General features: G+C 52.8%; 13 protein-coding genes. 8 read left to right on the top strand and 5 right to left on the bottom strand.

Going from position 1 to position 17,056, the window contains the following annotated elements; translation table 11 throughout:
* Window positions 1-127: 127 nt before the first annotated feature.
* On the bottom strand, window positions 128-1,039 hold the full coding sequence (locus C484_RS10800; RefSeq protein ID WP_152422699.1) for a hypothetical protein: 912 nt from the start codon (window positions 1,037-1,039) through the stop codon (window positions 128-130).
* A 399-nt stretch (window positions 1,040-1,438) separates the two neighbouring features.
* Window positions 1,439-2,746 (bottom strand): CARDB domain-containing protein, encoded by a 1,308-nt coding sequence (locus tag C484_RS10810; RefSeq protein ID WP_083867330.1) that lies wholly within the window; start codon window positions 2,744-2,746, stop codon window positions 1,439-1,441.
* A 628-nt stretch (window positions 2,747-3,374) separates the two neighbouring features.
* On the opposite strand from C484_RS10810, the gene aglF reads away from it, so the two are divergent.
* The 3 genes from aglF to C484_RS10825 all read left to right on the top strand — a co-directional run bounded on the left by aglF (window position 3,375) and on the right by C484_RS10825 (window position 8,475).
* Window positions 3,375-4,148 (top strand): UTP--glucose-1-phosphate uridylyltransferase AglF, encoded by a 774-nt coding sequence (gene aglF / locus C484_RS10815; protein ID WP_006825988.1) that lies wholly within the window; start codon window positions 3,375-3,377, stop codon window positions 4,146-4,148.
* A 139-nt stretch (window positions 4,149-4,287) separates the two neighbouring features.
* Window positions 4,288-6,777 (top strand): hypothetical protein, encoded by a 2,490-nt coding sequence (locus C484_RS10820; RefSeq protein WP_006825989.1) that lies wholly within the window; start codon window positions 4,288-4,290, stop codon window positions 6,775-6,777.
* 249 nt (window positions 6,778-7,026) lie between these two features.
* Entirely contained in the window at window positions 7,027-8,475 is a 1,449-nt protein-coding gene (locus C484_RS10825) for a sugar transferase (protein WP_006825990.1), read from the top strand.
* Window positions 8,476-8,516: 41 nt separating this feature from the next.
* Here C484_RS10825 and C484_RS10830 read toward each other — a convergent pair whose 3' ends face one another.
* Together C484_RS10830 and C484_RS10835 are read right to left on the bottom strand one after the other, a co-directional pair.
* Window positions 8,517-8,999 (bottom strand): metal-dependent hydrolase, encoded by a 483-nt coding sequence (locus tag C484_RS10830; protein ID WP_006825991.1) that lies wholly within the window; start codon window positions 8,997-8,999, stop codon window positions 8,517-8,519.
* Window positions 8,992-9,507 carry a hypothetical protein gene (locus tag C484_RS10835; RefSeq protein ID WP_006825992.1) on the bottom strand — a complete coding sequence of 172 codons (516 nt, stop codon included), beginning with the start codon at window positions 9,505-9,507 and terminating at the stop codon, window positions 8,992-8,994. The genes C484_RS10830 and C484_RS10835 overlap by 8 nt, the downstream gene beginning before the upstream one ends.
* 155 nt (window positions 9,508-9,662) lie before the next feature.
* Here C484_RS10835 and C484_RS10840 point away from each other — a divergent pair, with 155 nt between their 5' ends.
* The 5 genes from C484_RS10840 to C484_RS23025 all read left to right on the top strand — a co-directional run bounded on the left by C484_RS10840 (window position 9,663) and on the right by C484_RS23025 (window position 15,418).
* Window positions 9,663-10,778, top strand: a complete 1,116-nt coding sequence (locus C484_RS10840) for a glycosyltransferase family 4 protein (protein ID WP_006825993.1) — start codon at window positions 9,663-9,665, stop codon at window positions 10,776-10,778.
* Window positions 10,779-10,827: 49 nt separating this feature from the next.
* On the top strand, window positions 10,828-12,222 hold the full coding sequence (locus tag C484_RS10845; protein WP_083867331.1) for a sulfatase-like hydrolase/transferase: 1,395 nt from the start codon (window positions 10,828-10,830) through the stop codon (window positions 12,220-12,222).
* 176 nt (window positions 12,223-12,398) lie between these two features.
* Window positions 12,399-13,298: a hypothetical protein gene (locus C484_RS23020; protein ID WP_152422700.1), complete on the top strand. Its 900-nt coding sequence runs from the start codon at window positions 12,399-12,401 to the stop codon at window positions 13,296-13,298.
* Window positions 13,295-14,461: a glycosyltransferase family 4 protein gene (locus C484_RS22320; protein ID WP_083867332.1), complete on the top strand. Its 1,167-nt coding sequence runs from the start codon at window positions 13,295-13,297 to the stop codon at window positions 14,459-14,461. Before C484_RS23020 ends, C484_RS22320 begins: the two co-directional genes overlap by 4 nt.
* A gap of 51 nt (window positions 14,462-14,512) precedes the next feature.
* The gene (locus C484_RS23025) at window positions 14,513-15,418 is read left to right on the top strand and encodes a hypothetical protein (protein ID WP_006825996.1); all 906 of its coding nucleotides are present in this window, start codon (window positions 14,513-14,515) and stop codon (window positions 15,416-15,418) included.
* A 19-nt stretch (window positions 15,419-15,437) separates the two neighbouring features.
* Here the strand turns inward: C484_RS23025 and C484_RS22325 are convergent, their stop codons facing one another.
* Complete coding sequence (locus C484_RS22325; protein WP_160164243.1) at window positions 15,438-16,373, bottom strand: O-antigen ligase family protein; 936 nt, start codon at window positions 16,371-16,373, stop codon at window positions 15,438-15,440.
* Between the last annotated feature and the right edge of the window lie 683 nt (window positions 16,374-17,056).

Consider the following 17,056-nt stretch of genomic DNA (forward strand, 5'->3'; position numbering starts at 1 on the left):
TTCGCCCGTGTGTGCTACGTCACTCACACGGACTGGACAGATGAACTCGAACGATTCTGTGAGTGGCCAACAGCGACGACCGGTACAGCGAACAAAAAAGATGGTTGCGGAACGGCCGGGCGGTCAGTTAGTCATCGGTGGTGTCTTCGAAGAGCGAATCGAAGTCGATGTCCGAAGCGGCTGTCGAACCGGAGACGTTGGCTTCGTTCGATTGCGAAACAGCCTGTGACTGGGTGATATCGCCATCGGTCGATTCGGCAACCTGGCTGTTACTGTTGTCCTGGATCACAGTCTGGTTCGACTCCGAGTCACCGCCGTCGCCACCATCGCCAGGCTCGTCTGACTCCTCTGCAACCGTCACGATCGCCTGTGTACTGTCGCCGGCACTGGCGACGGTTACCAGGTAGGTGCCGGGTTCGAGGCTGTCAGTGCTGGCAGTCAGGGTTGCCGTATCCGATTCACCCGGACCGAGTGTAACCGTCGTTTCGTCGACGGGTGACCCGTTGAGCGAGAGGGTGATCTCCTGTGTCGTCTCCGTATCTCCGGTGTTCTCGATGGTTGAGACGACCTCGAGCGGTTCACCCGGTTCGACCGGGGAATTCGTCTCGCCGATCGAGACGGTGACCGTCGGCTGCTCGCCGGTCTCGTCGCCAATCGTGATCGTTTCCTGGACGGAGTCGTCCTCGCTCGAAACGGTTACCGTGTACTCGCCGGGGTCGAGTCCGGTGGTGTCGCCGGTCAACGTTATCGTTTCGGACTCGCCGGGTCCGAGTGTGACTTCTACCGTATCGAGGATCTCGCCGTCGAGCTCGAGCGAGATTGTCTGGGTGAGTTCCTCATCAGTCGTGTTTTCGATGGTCGCGTCGACTTCGATCGGCTCACCGGGTTGGATCGGCGTATTGATATCACCGATACTGACCTCGAATGTCGGGCCAGTTTGCTCGTCGCCGATCGTGACCGTTTCCTGGGCGGAGCCGTCCTCACTCGAAACGATGGCCGTGTACTCACCGGGATCGAGTCCGGAAGTGTCGGCGGTCAACGTTATTGACTCGGATTCACCGGGACCGAGCGTCACCTCAGCGGTGTCCTGAACCTCACCGTCGAGTTCAAGTGAGACCGTTTGGGTGAGTTCTTCANAGCGTCACCTCAGCGGTGTCCTGAACCTCACCGTCGAGTTCAAGTGAGACCGTTTGGGTGAGTTCTTCATCGGTCGTGTTTTCGATGAGTGCGTTGACTTCGAGGGGATCACCAGGTTCGACGGGCGCGTTGGTTCCTTCGATGGTAACATCGAATGCTGGGCCAGCCTGCTCGTCGCCGATCGTGACCGTTGTCTGGTCGGAGCCGTCCTCGCTCGAAACGATGGCCGTGTATTCGCCGGGATCGAGTCCGGTAGTGTCGGCGGTCAGCGTTACTGACTCGGATTCACCGGGACCGAGCGTCACCTCAGCGGTGTCCTGAACCTCACCGTCGAGTTCAAGTGAGACCGTTTGGGTGAGTTCTTCANGAGCGTCACCTCAGCGGTGTCCTGAACCTCACCGTCGAGTTCAAGTGAGACCGTTTGGGTGAGTTCTTCATCGGTCGTGTTTTCGATGAGCGCGTCGACTTCGAGGGGGTCGCCCGGTTCGACGGGCGCGTTGGTTCCTTCGATGGTAACACTGAACGCCGGTTCACTCGGTTCGTCTCCGATCGTGACTGTGGCGTCGTCGGTGTTGTCGTCGCTTGAGACAGTGGCCGTGTACTCGCCGGGGTCGAGTCCGGCGGTGTCGGCGGTTAGCGTTACTGACTCGGATTCACCGGGCCCGAGCGTGACCTCTGCCGTGTCCTGGACTGTGCCATCGAGTTCAAGCGTGACTTCCTGGGTTCCTTCTTCGGTTCCAGTGTTCTCGATCGTGGCGTTAACTTCGAGCGGCTCTCCTGGGTCGACTGGATCGTTCGTGCTATCAACTGTTACGTCGAAGACAGGACCCTCGTCAGGACAGTCGATGCCGGTACCGAAGAGCCCCAGACAAACGGTGGCTTGGGCTCCAAGGACCGGGTCTTCGACCGTAATTCTAGCAGTGGCCTCGAAATCACCAGTGATTATCGGGCAAAACGACGCTGACACCGATAAGACACTGTCGTCAAGTGACGCATCGACAGTGAACACGTCCGCGTCGCCGACAACATCGATGTTTACGAGTTCGAAGACATCAAGAGGGAGTCCAAGGGTGCTGAGATCGGCTTCGAGACTTTCCTCGAGACAGTTTCCACCCGTGTCATCGACACACACTTCACCGAAATTCAGCGCGTTTAATTCCGCGTCACAGTCGTTTCCATCACAGTCGAGGCCAGTACCGAAGAGTCCCAGGCAAACAGTGGCCTGGATACCAAGGACCGGATCTTCGACCGTAATAATAGCAGTGGCCTCGAAATCCCCGGTGATCGTCGGGCAAAACGACGCTGACACCGAGAGGACACTCTCATCAAGTGACGCATCGACAGCGAACACGTCCGCGTCACCGACAATGTCGACATTTGCGAGCTCGAAGACATCGAGCGGGAGGCCGAGAGTGCTGAGATCGACTTCAACACTTTCATCGAGACAATTTTCACCCGTGTCATCAGCACACACTTCACCGAAATTCAGCGCGTCTAATTCTACGTCACATTCTTCTTGTGCGCCCACGGATTGAGACATGTAGATTGTCCCAATGGCACCTGTTCCACCAATCGTTTTCAGTATTGTTCGGCGTGTTTGGTCGGTCATAGTCTCTGTTTCAGAAGCTTGACTCCGGTAGATAACCAGAAGCCAAACCTGTCAGAAATCACTGTTGGTTGGGAATATTATAGGCTCGCATTGTTTATCTTGAAAGTAAACTGTAGGGGAATATATGCTGAAACAACGGGACGGTATCGTTCAGTATTGTCTCAATAGGAAATCGCTATGGAGTGTCTGATTCGTCTTCTCTCGACCGGCATACGTGTAATCCCATTTCCGTGAGTCTCGGCCACTGAACGAGTTATCTGTAAGCCATCACAGAAGTCTATCCGAATCGAAGTCACCTCGTCTCGGTTGTCACTGTCGTTCTACAATTCAATTCAGTTGATGGGTTATTTGCAGTACGTGATCACCGGTTGCTGATGGCCAGTGTTCACGAGACGTGGTGTATCCTCGATATCACTCACCCCACTATGTTGAGGTAAACGCACTCTCGCTGCGGTCTGTAGCGCTAAACACACTGGTTTCCAGCAGAAGATCAGATTCAGCGTTAATTGTGGCATACAGCTATGTCCGCTCCAGTCACGTCGGTCTGCGTTTCGTCGGGGTTCGCTACGAGTGTCGTCTGCAGTCACAGGGGCCACCTATTTACTCGTCCTCGAAGTGGGCTCTGTCTATGCAAGCCGTCGTTCTCGCGGCCGGCAAGGGGACTCGCCTGCAGCCGCTCACGGATGACACGCCGAAGGCGCTCGTCGAGGTCGACGGTCGACCGATCATCGAAGACGTCTTCGACAACCTGCTCGCGGTCGGTGCCGAGGAACTGATCGTCGTCGTCGGTCACCTGAAAGAGCAACTCATCAACCGCTACGGCGACGCCTACCGCGACGTCCCGATCACCTACGCCCACCAGCGCGAACAGCTCGGCCTCGCACACGCCATCCTCCAAGTCGAACCGCTCGTCGAGGACGAGTTCATGCTCATGCTCGGCGATAACGTCTTCCGGGCGAACCTCGGCGATGTCGTCGCTCGCCAGCACGAGGACCGCGCCGACGCGGCGTTTCTCGTCGAAACGGTGCCCGTTGAGGAGGCCTCGCGCTACGGCGTGCTCGATACGAACGAGTACGGCGAGATCGTCGAGGTCGTCGAAAAACCCGACGACCCGCCGTCGAATCTCGTCATGACCGGTTTCTACACGTTTACGCCGGCGATCTTCCACGCCTGCCGACTCGTCCAGCCGAGCGACCGCGGCGAGTACGAACTCTCGGATGCGATCGATCTCCTGATTCAATCGGGCCGGACGATCGATGCGATCCGCATGGAAGGCTGGCGCATCGACGTTGGCTATCCAGCAGATCGGGACCGGGCGGAAGCGTTCTTGCAAGGCGAGGCCGTGCCGCCCGCCGAAGTCAGCGGACGCGCCGTTGACGCGCCGGAAGCGGAGATGAATTGAAACTCACATCAAATCGGGGCATAACCTCACCGTTCTACCTACGCTTGGTCGATAGCTGTCTTCCGTCGATTCAGCTATCGTCGTCCCCCTGTTGGTCAGTCTCGCAGTCTTTATCCGCCCGCACATGGACGTACGCCCAATGGCCGATGCCGACGATCCGGCTTCCGGAACCCATCCCCAGGCGGTCGCTGATACGGCAGCGTCGTTCTGCGAGGAGTACGATGACGGGGAACAGATCCTCGAAACAGTCCTCGCAATCGATGCCGATCACGACACTGAAACCTGGACATTTTCGGATCTACCGCTGGATTCGGGGACGTTTGGTGAACTCGTTTCGCGTAATATCGTCGTCAAGGATGGCGGCGAGTATCGTGTCTCAAGCCGTAATGGAATTCGTGCAGCGCTAACTGACGAGGAGATCACCTCCGAATCCGAATCCGATTCTGACTCGAATTCAGGATATATTCGATCGAGGATCGTCGCCGTTGATATCCACACGGGTGCTGCGTTCGTGGGAGCACTCGCAATTCTGTTGGTGATGCGCCTGTTGAACTACGGGGCGGTGTTTCGCGGCGACCGCGTCGTCTCGCCGGGCAACGATCCCTACTACTATCGGTACTGGATGACTGAGTTCCTCGCGTCATCCGATGGGCTGACCGACTGGAGTGTGGTTACGTCGATGCCCGACGGAGCCGCCGAGCGGCGGCCGTTTACGCACGCTGCAAATTGGCTGCTCGCAGAGGTACTCGGTGGTGGCCAGGGGGCGGCAGACATCGTCACTGCATGGCTCCCTGTCGTCGCGACGCTTGCCTTGGGGATCGTCGTCTATTGGCTCGCCGTTGTCGTCACGGACGACGTTCGTATCGGTATCGCATCGGTGGTTCTCCTCGCGTTAACACCGGTTCACGCCGTCTACTCTGGGGTTGGGTTCCTCGAACACAGATTGCACCAATACTTCTGGCTCGGCGTAACGCTGTTGGCACTGGCCTGGCTGGCCGTCGACCTTCGGCGGCGATCCCAAGACTCGTCGGACCGAACGCGGGACCCCCTCCTTGAGCACTGTCGCTCCCCCTGGACGTGGGTCGCTACTATCGTTTTTGGCATTGCACTCACCTTCTCGGCGTACGCCTGGGGCGGTTCAGTGCTGATGTTCCTCCCGGTCGCCATCTATATCGGGTTGAAGGTTCCACTTGATGTCCGTGCGGGGCTGTCACCGACGCTTGGAAACGTTCCATTGCTGACTGGACTAGGGATAAGCAGCGCGCTCAGCGTCTTCTTCTATCTCCGCTGGGGATGGCAGGAATCGTTTACGGCGGTCGTCTCGGTACTTCTCGTCGCCGGTAGTCTCGGCGTCATTGTCCTCGGCGAGGCGTGGCATCGTCTCGAGTTCAGTGTTCCGACATCCGGACTGATTGGAATCGAAGCGGTGCTCACTGCGGTGGGGATCGGTGTGGTTCGCTCATTGCGTCCGACGGACTGGACACGATTGCAGACTCGGGCCGATGATCTGCTATTTCGAACTGGGGCAACGGAGACGGGATCGGTCTTCTCGACGGACAACTCTATCATTCTCGAACCGATGGCACACCTCGGCATCAATTTCTATCTCGCGGTCATCGTTCTCGGTTGGGCGAGTTGGGTTGCGTCACGACGGTACGAACCCGGCTGGCTCTTGCTGTCGGTCTACACCGTCTTCTGGCTCGTGATGGCGACACTGCAGGTCCGCTTTGCAGCACAACTCGCGATTCCACTCGCCGTGCTCGGCGGACTGGGACTCGTTGCTCTCCTCGCCTGGGTCGATCTAGCTCGGGTTCCACGCCCATTCCGAACGTCCACGACGGACGACGACCCGAGTGAGTCGTGGCGAACTCGTGACACCGTGACCGATGGCGGTGACTACAAGCCGGGAATCATCGTTCCGCGGGATGTCCGCAAACTCGCCACACTCGGATGGATCGTGCTTCTCGTCTGTGGAATGAGCCTGATTTTCGTTCCATCACTGAGTGCACAGACGACCCACAGTGACGCACAACTAGAGGCAACGACCGCCATCGAGGACCACGCCCTCGAGACGGATCGCGAGTACCCGGCCACCTTCGTGTTGAGTCGTTGGGGAGACAACCGACTGTACAACTACTTCGTCAGTGGAGAGTCCCAGAGCTACAGCTATGCTCAGAACACGTTTGGTGACTTCCAAACTGGTACCGATCCGGACGGCTGGTACGACCAGTTCGGAGACCGTGTTGGCTACGTGGTTTTGACCGACCAGAGCAACGTATCCGCGGAGATGACTCAATCACGACTCCACGAGGAGTACGGTACGGGCGGATCCCAGACTGACCCGCTCACGCACTACCAGGCGATCTACCTCGACGAGGAGGTAACAGCGTTTGCCGTCGTCCCCGGCGCGACGATTACCGGTTCGGGCGAGGCCGGCGAGAACGTTACCGTCGAAACTGAGACCGACGTTTCCGGCGAAACACTCACGTACGAGCGATCAACGACCGTCGGCGATGACGGCACGTTCTCCGTCACCGTCCCGTACCCCGGAGAGTACGATGTTGGCACGGCGTCGGTCGACGTTTCCCGGTCTGCAGTCGAGTCGGGGGAGTCGGTTCCGCTGGACTAACGTCGCTGTTCGATGCGAATGCGTGCCGTCTCAACTCACCGTTTGAGAGCGACCACGGTGTTGACGGTTTAGAACCTGCAGCTATTCTCCGAACCTGATACTATCTCTCGGACTCCATGACGGTGCCAATCCGTGATAACACTGGGTGAGCGGAGTTCAACAGGCGAGTGAGTCTCTATGTTTCTATCTCAAATATACACTATCTAACATGAAATATGTTATACCATCCGTAGGTGTGGCATGGAACGAATGGTGACCGGCTGGCAGTATCGAATGGTAAGTGCTTTCGGTGCGATACTTGCCGTATTCGGCGCGCTGAGTGTTGCAAACCATCCGGTGGCGCAGTCGCTATTCACGACGCACGTGCCGCTTTTCAACCGACTGGAGGTCACCGTCTTGGGCGGCGACTCTCTCGTCTGGGCGCTTACCCTCACCGTCCTCGCCATCACCACCAGCCTGTTCCCGCTTTATAGACCCCAACCGCGACGCGTTCTCGATACCGTCTTTCTCACGCAAAAGCGCGTCCTCGTCGGCGGCCTCGCGCTCGCCACACTCGGCTATTTCAAGTGGTCATACCGCCTTCCGCGTGCGACGCTCGTGATGACCGTCGGCGTGCTCGGACTCATCCTCCCAGCCTGGTTCGTCTGGATCCGACGCCGACCGACCGACGATTCCGATCGCCTCCTACTCGTCGGTGACGACCCCGAGCAGTTGGCCCAGATCCCGACGACCATCTCGATGCCAATTCTCGGCTATCTCTGCCCGTCCGTTCTCTCCCCGCGCGACAACGCCGAGCCCGCGGCCGACGGCGGCCTCTCGATCTCTGCAACTGCCTCCTCCGAACTCGAGTCGGACTCGACGGCGGAGCAACCCGGGCTAGAGCGGATCGGCGGTCTCTCTCGGCTCGAAACCGTTCTGGTGGAGTACGACATCGACACCGTCGTCCTCGCGTTCCGCCACGCCGACCGCGCCGAGTTCTTCGGCGCACTCGATGCCTGTCACGCACACGGTGTCGACGCGAAGGTCCACCGCGAGTACGCCGATTGCGTACTGGCTGCAGAGGGGACCGTCGGAACGCTCGTCGACGTAGACATCGAACCCTGGGACCCGCTCGATCACCTGTTCAAGCGCGTTTTCGACATCGCCTTTGCGCTCACCGGGCTGGTCTTGGCCGTGCCGCTCGTGACCGGAATTGCGGTTGTAATCAAACTCGACAGTCCCGGCCCGGTGCTGTACAGTCAGGATCGAACCGCCGGCTTCGGCGACACGTTTTCCGTCTACAAGTTCCGAACGATGATTCCCAAAGGTGAGTCCGCGGCTCCTGCTTCGGATTCGGAAAACGACCGCATCACGCGCGTCGGTTGCCTGCTGCGGAAAACCCACCTGGACGAGTTACCCCAGCTGTGGTCGATTCTGATCGGGGATATGAGCGTGGTCGGCCCCCGTGCCGCCTGGACCGAAGAGGAGGTCCTGCTCGAAGCGGACGCGCCTGCATGGCGAAAACGCTGGTTCGTCAAACCCGGGCTGACCGGACTGGCGCAGATAAACGACGCGAAGAGTACCGATCCGCGGCTGAAATTGCGCTACGACCTCGCGTACATTCGCCGCCAGTCGTTCTGGATGGATGTGAAGATCGTGATTCGGCAGGTGTGGACCGTCCTCACCGATCTGTGGATCACGCTTCGTCGCGGCAACTGAACTCGTCCTGTGGCCCGTGGGCCGGTGTTTCGTCCGCCGGTTCACAGCCAGTATCGTTCGTAGAGGAACACGCTCCCGGCGATGATTCCTGTGATGACAAGCACGGTAGGGTCCGATGAGACGTAGAGATTCGGTGTCGGATGGCGGTACCACGTGATCGGATAGAGCCACGTCCCAGCTGCGCCATCGGCGTATGCTTTGAGCCCGTCGATGACGAGGTGTGAGAACGCTCCCGCAAGCAGGAATCCGAATGCTCGTCGATGACGCTCTGTGAGGACGACGGCACCGACACCGGCGAGCAGGCAGACGCCACCGATCGTCTGCATCGCGTCGAGACTAAACGGCACTCCGAGCACCGACTCGAGCGTTGCATCGGTGACGAGCAGTCCGAGCCGGTTGAGGTCAGGAAGCAGTGCCCCGATCATCGCGATCGCCACCCAGCGTTTCGTGAGCCACTCGAATCGCCAGCTCGCGACGGTGAAGAGCGCGTAGGCCGCAAGGACGTGGGTCAGGAGGTCAGCCATCGTTCGGTCCTTCTGTATCGCGTTCTGTCCGGCCCGTTCGCGGCTCGAATCCGAGTTTCTGCGGAAGGGGTTGCCAGTGTTTGCAAAAATAACTGATTGCAAGGAGAGCTCCAGCGAGAGAGACGACGTATTTGTACGTCGATGCGCCGTCGCTTCGGTTGACGACAACTGTTTTCTCGGCCGTCATCGTCTGATCCGAGTCGAGCACACCGTACACCTGTACCATGCCACCTGGCTCGACTGATTTGTCGACGTTCGTCACCTCGAGTTCAGCCGCGATGTCGTCGGCGTCGTCGTGGACGTGGATGACGATCGTGTCTTCGGCCGCGGTCTGGACCTCTCCGAACAGAAGGACCTGCTGGTCGGTGAACTGGCCGGGGTCGTCCTGCAGCTGATCTCCCGTCGGATGGGGCCAGCGCTCATCGTAGGTTGCGCCGTAGTGGACACAGAGCCCGGCGAGGGTTGTGAGGAGCAGTGTTCCAACGACGACTCTGACTGCCGGGCGCATTCGTTTTCGTGCTCTCGGATTCGGTACTTGGTCGTTATGCTTCGGATTGGTGTGGGTTGTCTGTTTGGCTGCACTCGGGAATGAGGACCGATTCCACCGGCAGTGATTGAGACGAACGATAACGCATTAGCCCCGTCGCTGTGAATGTCGGACGAATGCGAATTCTTCGGGTCGCACAGAAGGTCTATCCCGACGTGAAAGGGGGCGGACCGTACCACGTCCACGCGATGAGTCGCGACCAGGCGGCGATGGGACACGACGTGACCGTCCTGACGGTGCGGTACGACGACTCCCTTCCTCACGTTGAAGAACGCGACGGATACACGGTGGTTCGGTACGATCCCGCAGTGACGCTCCTGGGGAACGATATCAGCCCCGGGCTCGCGCAGTATCTCTCCGCAGCCGAGGATTTCGACGTAATGCATGCCCACTCGCATCTGTACTTTGCGACGAATCTGGCTGCACTGAAGCGATTCCTCGGGGATATTCCGCTCGCGATCACGAACCACGGACTGTACTCGCAGAACGCGCCGGAGTGGGTCTTCGATCTCTATCTGCGGTCGATCGGCCGATGGACGTTCAACCAGGCCGACGTCGTGTTTTGCTACACGGACACCGACAAGGAACGCGTGCGCGAGTTCGGCGTCTCGAGTCGGATCGAGGTGGTGTCGAACGGGATCGATACCGAACGGTTCACGCCTAACGGTTCAGAGAGTGAGTTGATCGAGAGTGATGGGCCTGTCGTGTTGTTCGTCGGACGGTTAGTCGAGGGAAAACAGCCAACCGTTGCCATCGATATCGTTAGCCGTCTCCAGTCGAAGCATCCCGAACTAGCGCTGTATATCTGCGGCGATGGCGCATTACGCGGAGAGCTTGAGGATCTTATTGCTCATAACGAGCTAAACCAGTCTGTTTCGCTCCTCGGGCAAGTCCCCTACGATGAAATGCCAGCTATTTATCGAACTGCCGATGTACTCCTGCTTCCGAGTACTGCTGAGGGGCTCCCCCGTACCGTCCTTGAGGCATTTGCTTCGGAAACCCCCGTTGTAGCCTCGAATCTGGATCACATTCGGGAAACCGTTCGAAACGGCGGTAAAACGGCACCACCAGAGAAGCCGGCAGCGTTCTCCGAACAAATTGATCACTTACTTTCGGAACCGGATACTCGAGAGCATCTCGCGAAACGCGGCCGTCAACTTGCAACGAGGACTCATCAGTGGCGAACAACCGTTGAAGCGACTACAGCCACATTAGAGTCACTCCTAGCATAGCTGCCCATCGATATCATTTTACGAATTCATATAGAAACCGCTGGTACCAATGGAGGCACCGAACGTTTTTTTCTTGTCAGTTGACTCTCTGCGATACGATTATTTCTCGGACTTTCAGGAAACGATCGCAGATCGGACAACGGGAGTGAGTTTCACAAATGCGGTATCGACCGCCACACAGACGAGTTCATCAATGCCGATGCTTGCAACGGGATCGTATACTGACGAACTCGAGACGTGGGGCTTACCCGAATCTGGAGAGCCTGCTCCGCTCGCTGAAGTTTTTCAGGATTGGGGCTATCGAACGGGGCTTTGGACGGATAACTTTCTGTTCGGTGCGGACTATAACTACGATCGCGGCTTCGACGGCGGAGACCTCGGGAAACCGACGTGGAAGAAAAAGCTCTCAACGACCCTCCAGAACGGGCCGATAGAACCGCTGTTCCCGGCAATTGAGTGGACGTATTTCAACATCTTCAAACGGTTTACGCAGTCGCTGGGCGCTGACGAGAATTTCTATCGACCTGCCAGCTCCCTCAATGAGTCGGCGATCGACTGGGTGACGGCCCAGACGGATCCCACGTTCTGTTGGATTCACTATATGGATCCGCATCATCCGTTTGAACCACCGACGGATTATCTCGGTAAGTACAAGTTCAATACCACAGAAAATAGAAACGAATTAAGCCAACTTAGCCGGAACGCTATAAAGGCAAACGGAGAAGGCTATTCGAGCGCTGAACTTGACGACGTAAAACAGGTATACGAGGCTGCATGTGAGTATCAGGGCGATCAAATACTCGATTTTATTGAACAGCTAGAAGCAAGTGGACAGTACGATCCTAATCGAGATGTCTTTGTTCTGACCGCCGATCACGGAGAATGCCTGTCGCACGACCAGTACGGGATGATGGGCCACGTTCCACCGGCGATCTGGGAAGAGTCCGTCCGGGTCCCCCTCGTCATCTCGATTCCGGAGTGGTCTCGCGAAACAGTCACTCGCCAAGCAACGCTTGCCAACCTCTACGAGACAATCGTCACAGCAGTTGACTTCCGGGTAGACGGCGACTCCGAGGAGACTCTACCAACTCCTGCGGATATGACTGCTGAAACCGCCCACTTTGTAACTGAATGGGAGGTCCCTGGAACAGATGAGACCCACACCTATCGCGGTGTCCGTCGAGCAGATGGAACGAAATTGTTCGGTGGACACCTCAATGCGCAGGATCAAGTTGTACTGACGGAGTATACTGTCGACGAGATTTCAGATACCATTCGTTTTACGTCGACGGGTGAGGAGACTCCAGACGATTCAGACGAACTGGAACTCTGGTCTGCACTCATGGAACTCGTCGAAGAACGCGGTTCGGCTATCGATGATGCGGCAGTTGTCACTGGTGAGCTAAACGAAGAACATCTTCGTGATCTCGGGTACTTGGATTAGGCACCTAATGTTATCCCACTATGTCGTAGTGTTATCGAATGGAATGTATTGATTACTTTAGGACGTACTTCCCTTCGCGCACCGTAATTCGTTGCAGATCTCCGATCTGACCATAATATGTTCACAGAACTAATACCGGATGGGCCGTAACAAGAGGTGTAGAGGAATAAATCGACATGTCAAAAATGCGGGCTGCAATCAATCATCCGTGGACTGCTATTAGAACGGTAAAGTCAAATGTAGCGCGACCTTTTATTGAACCACCATCTGAGCAATCAAACATCCTTGAGATGGACTGGGATAATCTTATTATTCTGGATGCTTGTCGATATGATACGTTTAAGAAGCACAACTCTATTGACGGTAATCTTAGGAAAATCTATTCTACATCAAGTCATACAGCAGAATTCGTTGAAAAAAACATCAATAAATACTTCCAAGACACTGTATATATAACAGCGAGCCCACAGTTGGCTGGGCAGGGAGACAAATTTCATCACCTAGAGCACCTTTGGCAGGATTTTTGGGATGATGATTTACGTACGATTCCACCTTGGGATGTCACTGATCAGGCCAAAAAGATTGCGCGATTCTATCCGCATAAACGGCTTATAGTACATTATATGCAGCCCCATTATCCATTTATTGGTGGCAAAGGTAGTGAAATTGGCGAGCATGCAACATTCACAGGGAATGTTGAAGATAGAGAAGCGACTTCGGTTTGGGATTTACTAGCTGCGGGTAAGATTAATACCGATTTGGCACAAGCCGCTTATGAAGAAAACTTAGATATTGCTCTTGAATCCGTTTGTGATCTTGTAGATTCGTTAGTTGGCAAGACAGTTATATCCAGTGACCACGGTAACCTTTTTCGGAAGAAAATCGGTTCTCTACCGGTTAGAATCAATGGTCATCCAAAATCATTCCCCGATCCAGAACTACTATCAGTTCCATGGTTAGAGGTCCAAGGAGAAACAAGAAAGGAAATCATTGAGGATACTAGTCCTACTAGTGATCCTCAATCATATGATGATAACATCGTCCAAGACCGATTGGCTGATCTAGGATATTTATGACAACGACTGTTTGCTTTGTCACAAGCGCCGATCTCTCGGGATCGTCTGGACGAAATATTGCTACACGAGAAATCGTGAAGGCATTCGCAGTTGATCCAGACATTCAGTTGCAACTTATTGTGCCACGTCCACAGCAATCTAGCGCCAATGCAGTCTTTAAGGCTACGTCACAGGTTCTTTTTCTCCCTCTAAAGGATGGGTCAAAGAAGTGGTATGTCTATTCACAACCCCAACTCCTACGTCACCTCTGGCAGTGTCGTAACTCAGATTTTCTCGTTACTCGTTCACATCCATCACATATTCTCCCACCACTTGCCTCGGATATCTTTGGAACAAAATATGTACTCTTGATCCGGGGTTTAGCTGCCTTAGATGATCGAAGTCAAGAACAATTTGGGAAACTCGCTCATCATGTTATTAAAAAGAATTCCAATTCAGCAGATAAAATTGTTATTGCCTATGAGGAGATTGAGCAGCGACTGCAAACTCTAGGGTGGGGCCTCTCAGAGAAAACTGAAGTATTCCCGAATGCCGTTGACACTTCACGCTTTCATGCGATACCCAAGAACTCTGCACGCGACAAACTTGATATCCAATTTTCTTCTCAAGACTTTGTTGTCGGATTTGTTGGTAGTGTACGACAACGACACCGCCTTCGATCACTCATTAAAGCGATCGCTATCTGCCAGAGGCAATTGGAGTCAATAAAACTACTAATTATCGGTAATGGGCCACAAAAAGAGGCTCTTCAATCACTTTGTGATACAAAAGATATTGAATCGCGTGTTGTCTTCACCGGTCACGTACCCCATGATTCTGTCCCAACCTACATTTCGGCTTGTGATGTTCTCTATGGAGTTTCTGACGATGATAGGCCTTCAAACCCCATTAAATGCTATGAGTATTTGGCTTGTGAACGCCCAATCATCACATCACGAACACCTGAACTGGAATTTGTTGAGGAACTTCCAGCCGGTGAGATGTTAGAGAAGGTCACTCCAGAGAGGGTTGCTGATGCAATAGTAGATTTGGAACATGCAGGCAGGAGTTTCCGTTCAGAGATGGGACAAAGAGGTAGGAAATACGTTGCCGAACATCATACTTGGGACCAAATTGTTGATATTTGTACTGCTCCTATAGTTGAAAGCAATGCAGAATATTGATAGTTGAATAACTCCGGAAGAATATTGTATTTGTGGTGTTGTAACTACCTCATGGGAAAAACTTGTGGTGCAGTATATATTGCCACAGGTGCACAATATGTTGACGAAGCAATGGGTTCTATCCGTAGTTTGAAAGAAGAGACCTCTGATATCAATATAACCTTACATACCAACGATAAAGGTTTAGTTGGAAAAAACGAAGTGCGGTTGCTAGACTCTATAAATACCATTGAGAGCTATGAGGGCCACTATGGGGATTCAATCATAACTCCCAATCTACTTCCGTATGATAAAAACCTAGTCTTAGATACAGACACATATGTCAGTGGAGATATTACCCCTGTATTTTCTCTATTATCGGAATTCGATATTGCCGCTGCTCACAATCCTGGTAGCCGAGTATCAAGAGATATAGGCGGGAATGTAGCTCGAGATGTCCCTAATGCATTCCCTCTCTATAATACTGGTGTCGTTGGCTTGAAACGCTGTCAATCTGTTTATGATTTTTTGGATAATTGGGAAACAAAATATGATGAGCTAATGAATAGAAGTGATAGTAGGCTTAACCAACCGGCTTTTCGGGAAGCACTTTATGAAAGTAATCTTCGAATCGCGACACTTCCTAGTGAATATAACTGCCGTATAAGATATCGTGGATCGGTCGGATTTCTAACATCTGATGTCAAAATCATTCATGGTAGACATCCAGTGGGGATCTCGAATCTAGAGAGAAAATTGAACAAAGATTCTGGAATGAGGGTATTTACCACAAAAAGATATCCTCTACAGTTAATTAATAGGAGTCCTGGTCTGATTTTCTATCTTCGGTCAATTATGAAGGAAATGAGAACAAATAGATTCTCTTCGTACTCCTTCATAGGTAGATTTCGCGATTCAATTAAAAAGAGAGGGACTTTGGAAACCATAGAGAAAACCACCAGAGATTTACTAGATTGAGAGACATCTAGTTAGAATCTTAGCATTGGTTCTTATTGAACGATATACGGTCTGAACTCTGATATAATTGTTCAACAGCTAAGCCCATAATTAGCCAGATCGTGTATATTCTTGTCATACGACCCGAGAAGAATACATATACAGAAACAATAACTAGGGACAACAGAACAGCAATCCTTTCTTCTTCTCTGATTGATATAGACAACCGGAGTAGTGATGTGAAGATGTATGCATGTAGGACGGTATATGTGAGCGCTGCTGGTATTCCAAGATACAAGGCAAAACTCAACCAGATATTGTGAGGATCATAGATAATTGGCTCACCAATAGATAGTGGAACGTAATTGTGTACACCAACTCCGAATAGGGTGCTTACAGGATTTGATACTGCAATTGATATTGTTTCCAGATATCTGTTTCCCCGGTAAGCTAAGCTCCCTGCCAAATAATCAATTGATAGCAGCCGATTAGTTATCCCAGGTAGATCAATAGCGACAAGCGAAATAAATAGTATTCCAAAACTTGCTGTCACAATGGTCCTTGCAAATCTAAAAATTGTATCCCGTTCTAGTAGAGCCATAAAAATCACTACAGACATTCCAACTCCCAATAGAGCCGAACGAGATCCTGTTAAAATCAGTCCTGATAAAATTACTGTTAGACCGGCTATTCCGAATATATTGTTGCCATCTTGATAGTAGTAGCGGCAAACACCAACAACAAAAGCGACTGCCATGCCATGTGATAGATGATTAACTCCGATGGCTAGTTCTGTATTCCCAATCCGCCGTGCACCTCCAATAGTCAATGCAATGTATATAACTATAGCACTAAATACAACACCTGATAAAAAAATTGAGTATAAGATGTTTTTTGCCCTCACATATTGGGATAGAATGATTGTGACTGCAAATAATGCTATGTTCGCCCAAAACTCTGTGAAGAATATAAACACTACACCATTCCGGCTAAATGCTGATATATTATAAACAAATGATAATGAAGAACAACATATGAATAGAAACATCATATATATTGTTACATGATCAATACGAGTATTGTATTGCAGAGTAGTAAATAGCACAAAAACCGACGATAATGCTATGAGGATGGGTATGAAATAAGAAAGACTATCAATATATGGTAAGTTTAGTGGTACATCAAACCCACGCAAAAAGAAAGTATTTAGAGCTAATGAATACAATATCACATATGACACTACTCTCTTTGTGTTCTTCTTTTCATCTCTCAAATAGTATTTTATATTATTCATATACTGGGTGTATACTGAGTTGACTCAACTGCATGGTTCTCATTCTGGTTTGGATATAGGCAGACACATAGTTGTTTTGTAATAGCTGGCGGATGTAATATAATCCAGAAGATCTACTCTGGAAATAGTCTCTACCATCAAATTATAGGGGCTAACAATTGATAACCTATGCCAAAAATAGCTAACCTAATACGGATGGAGAACGGCCATTAGAACACAATATGCCAGTGAGAAAACCCATCAATAACGGATTGCGATATTTGAGATGCTTATTTCATGGGAGCAATGTTGAAAAATACATCCGTCAGATCGGACTTGACCAATATCTCTCTGGCCCCTATTGGTCTCTCGTTCATAGATTTTCC

This window comes from Natrialba taiwanensis DSM 12281 (assembly GCF_000337595.1).
In the GTDB taxonomy this organism is placed as follows: Archaea; Halobacteriota; Halobacteria; order Halobacteriales; family Natrialbaceae; genus Natrialba; species Natrialba taiwanensis.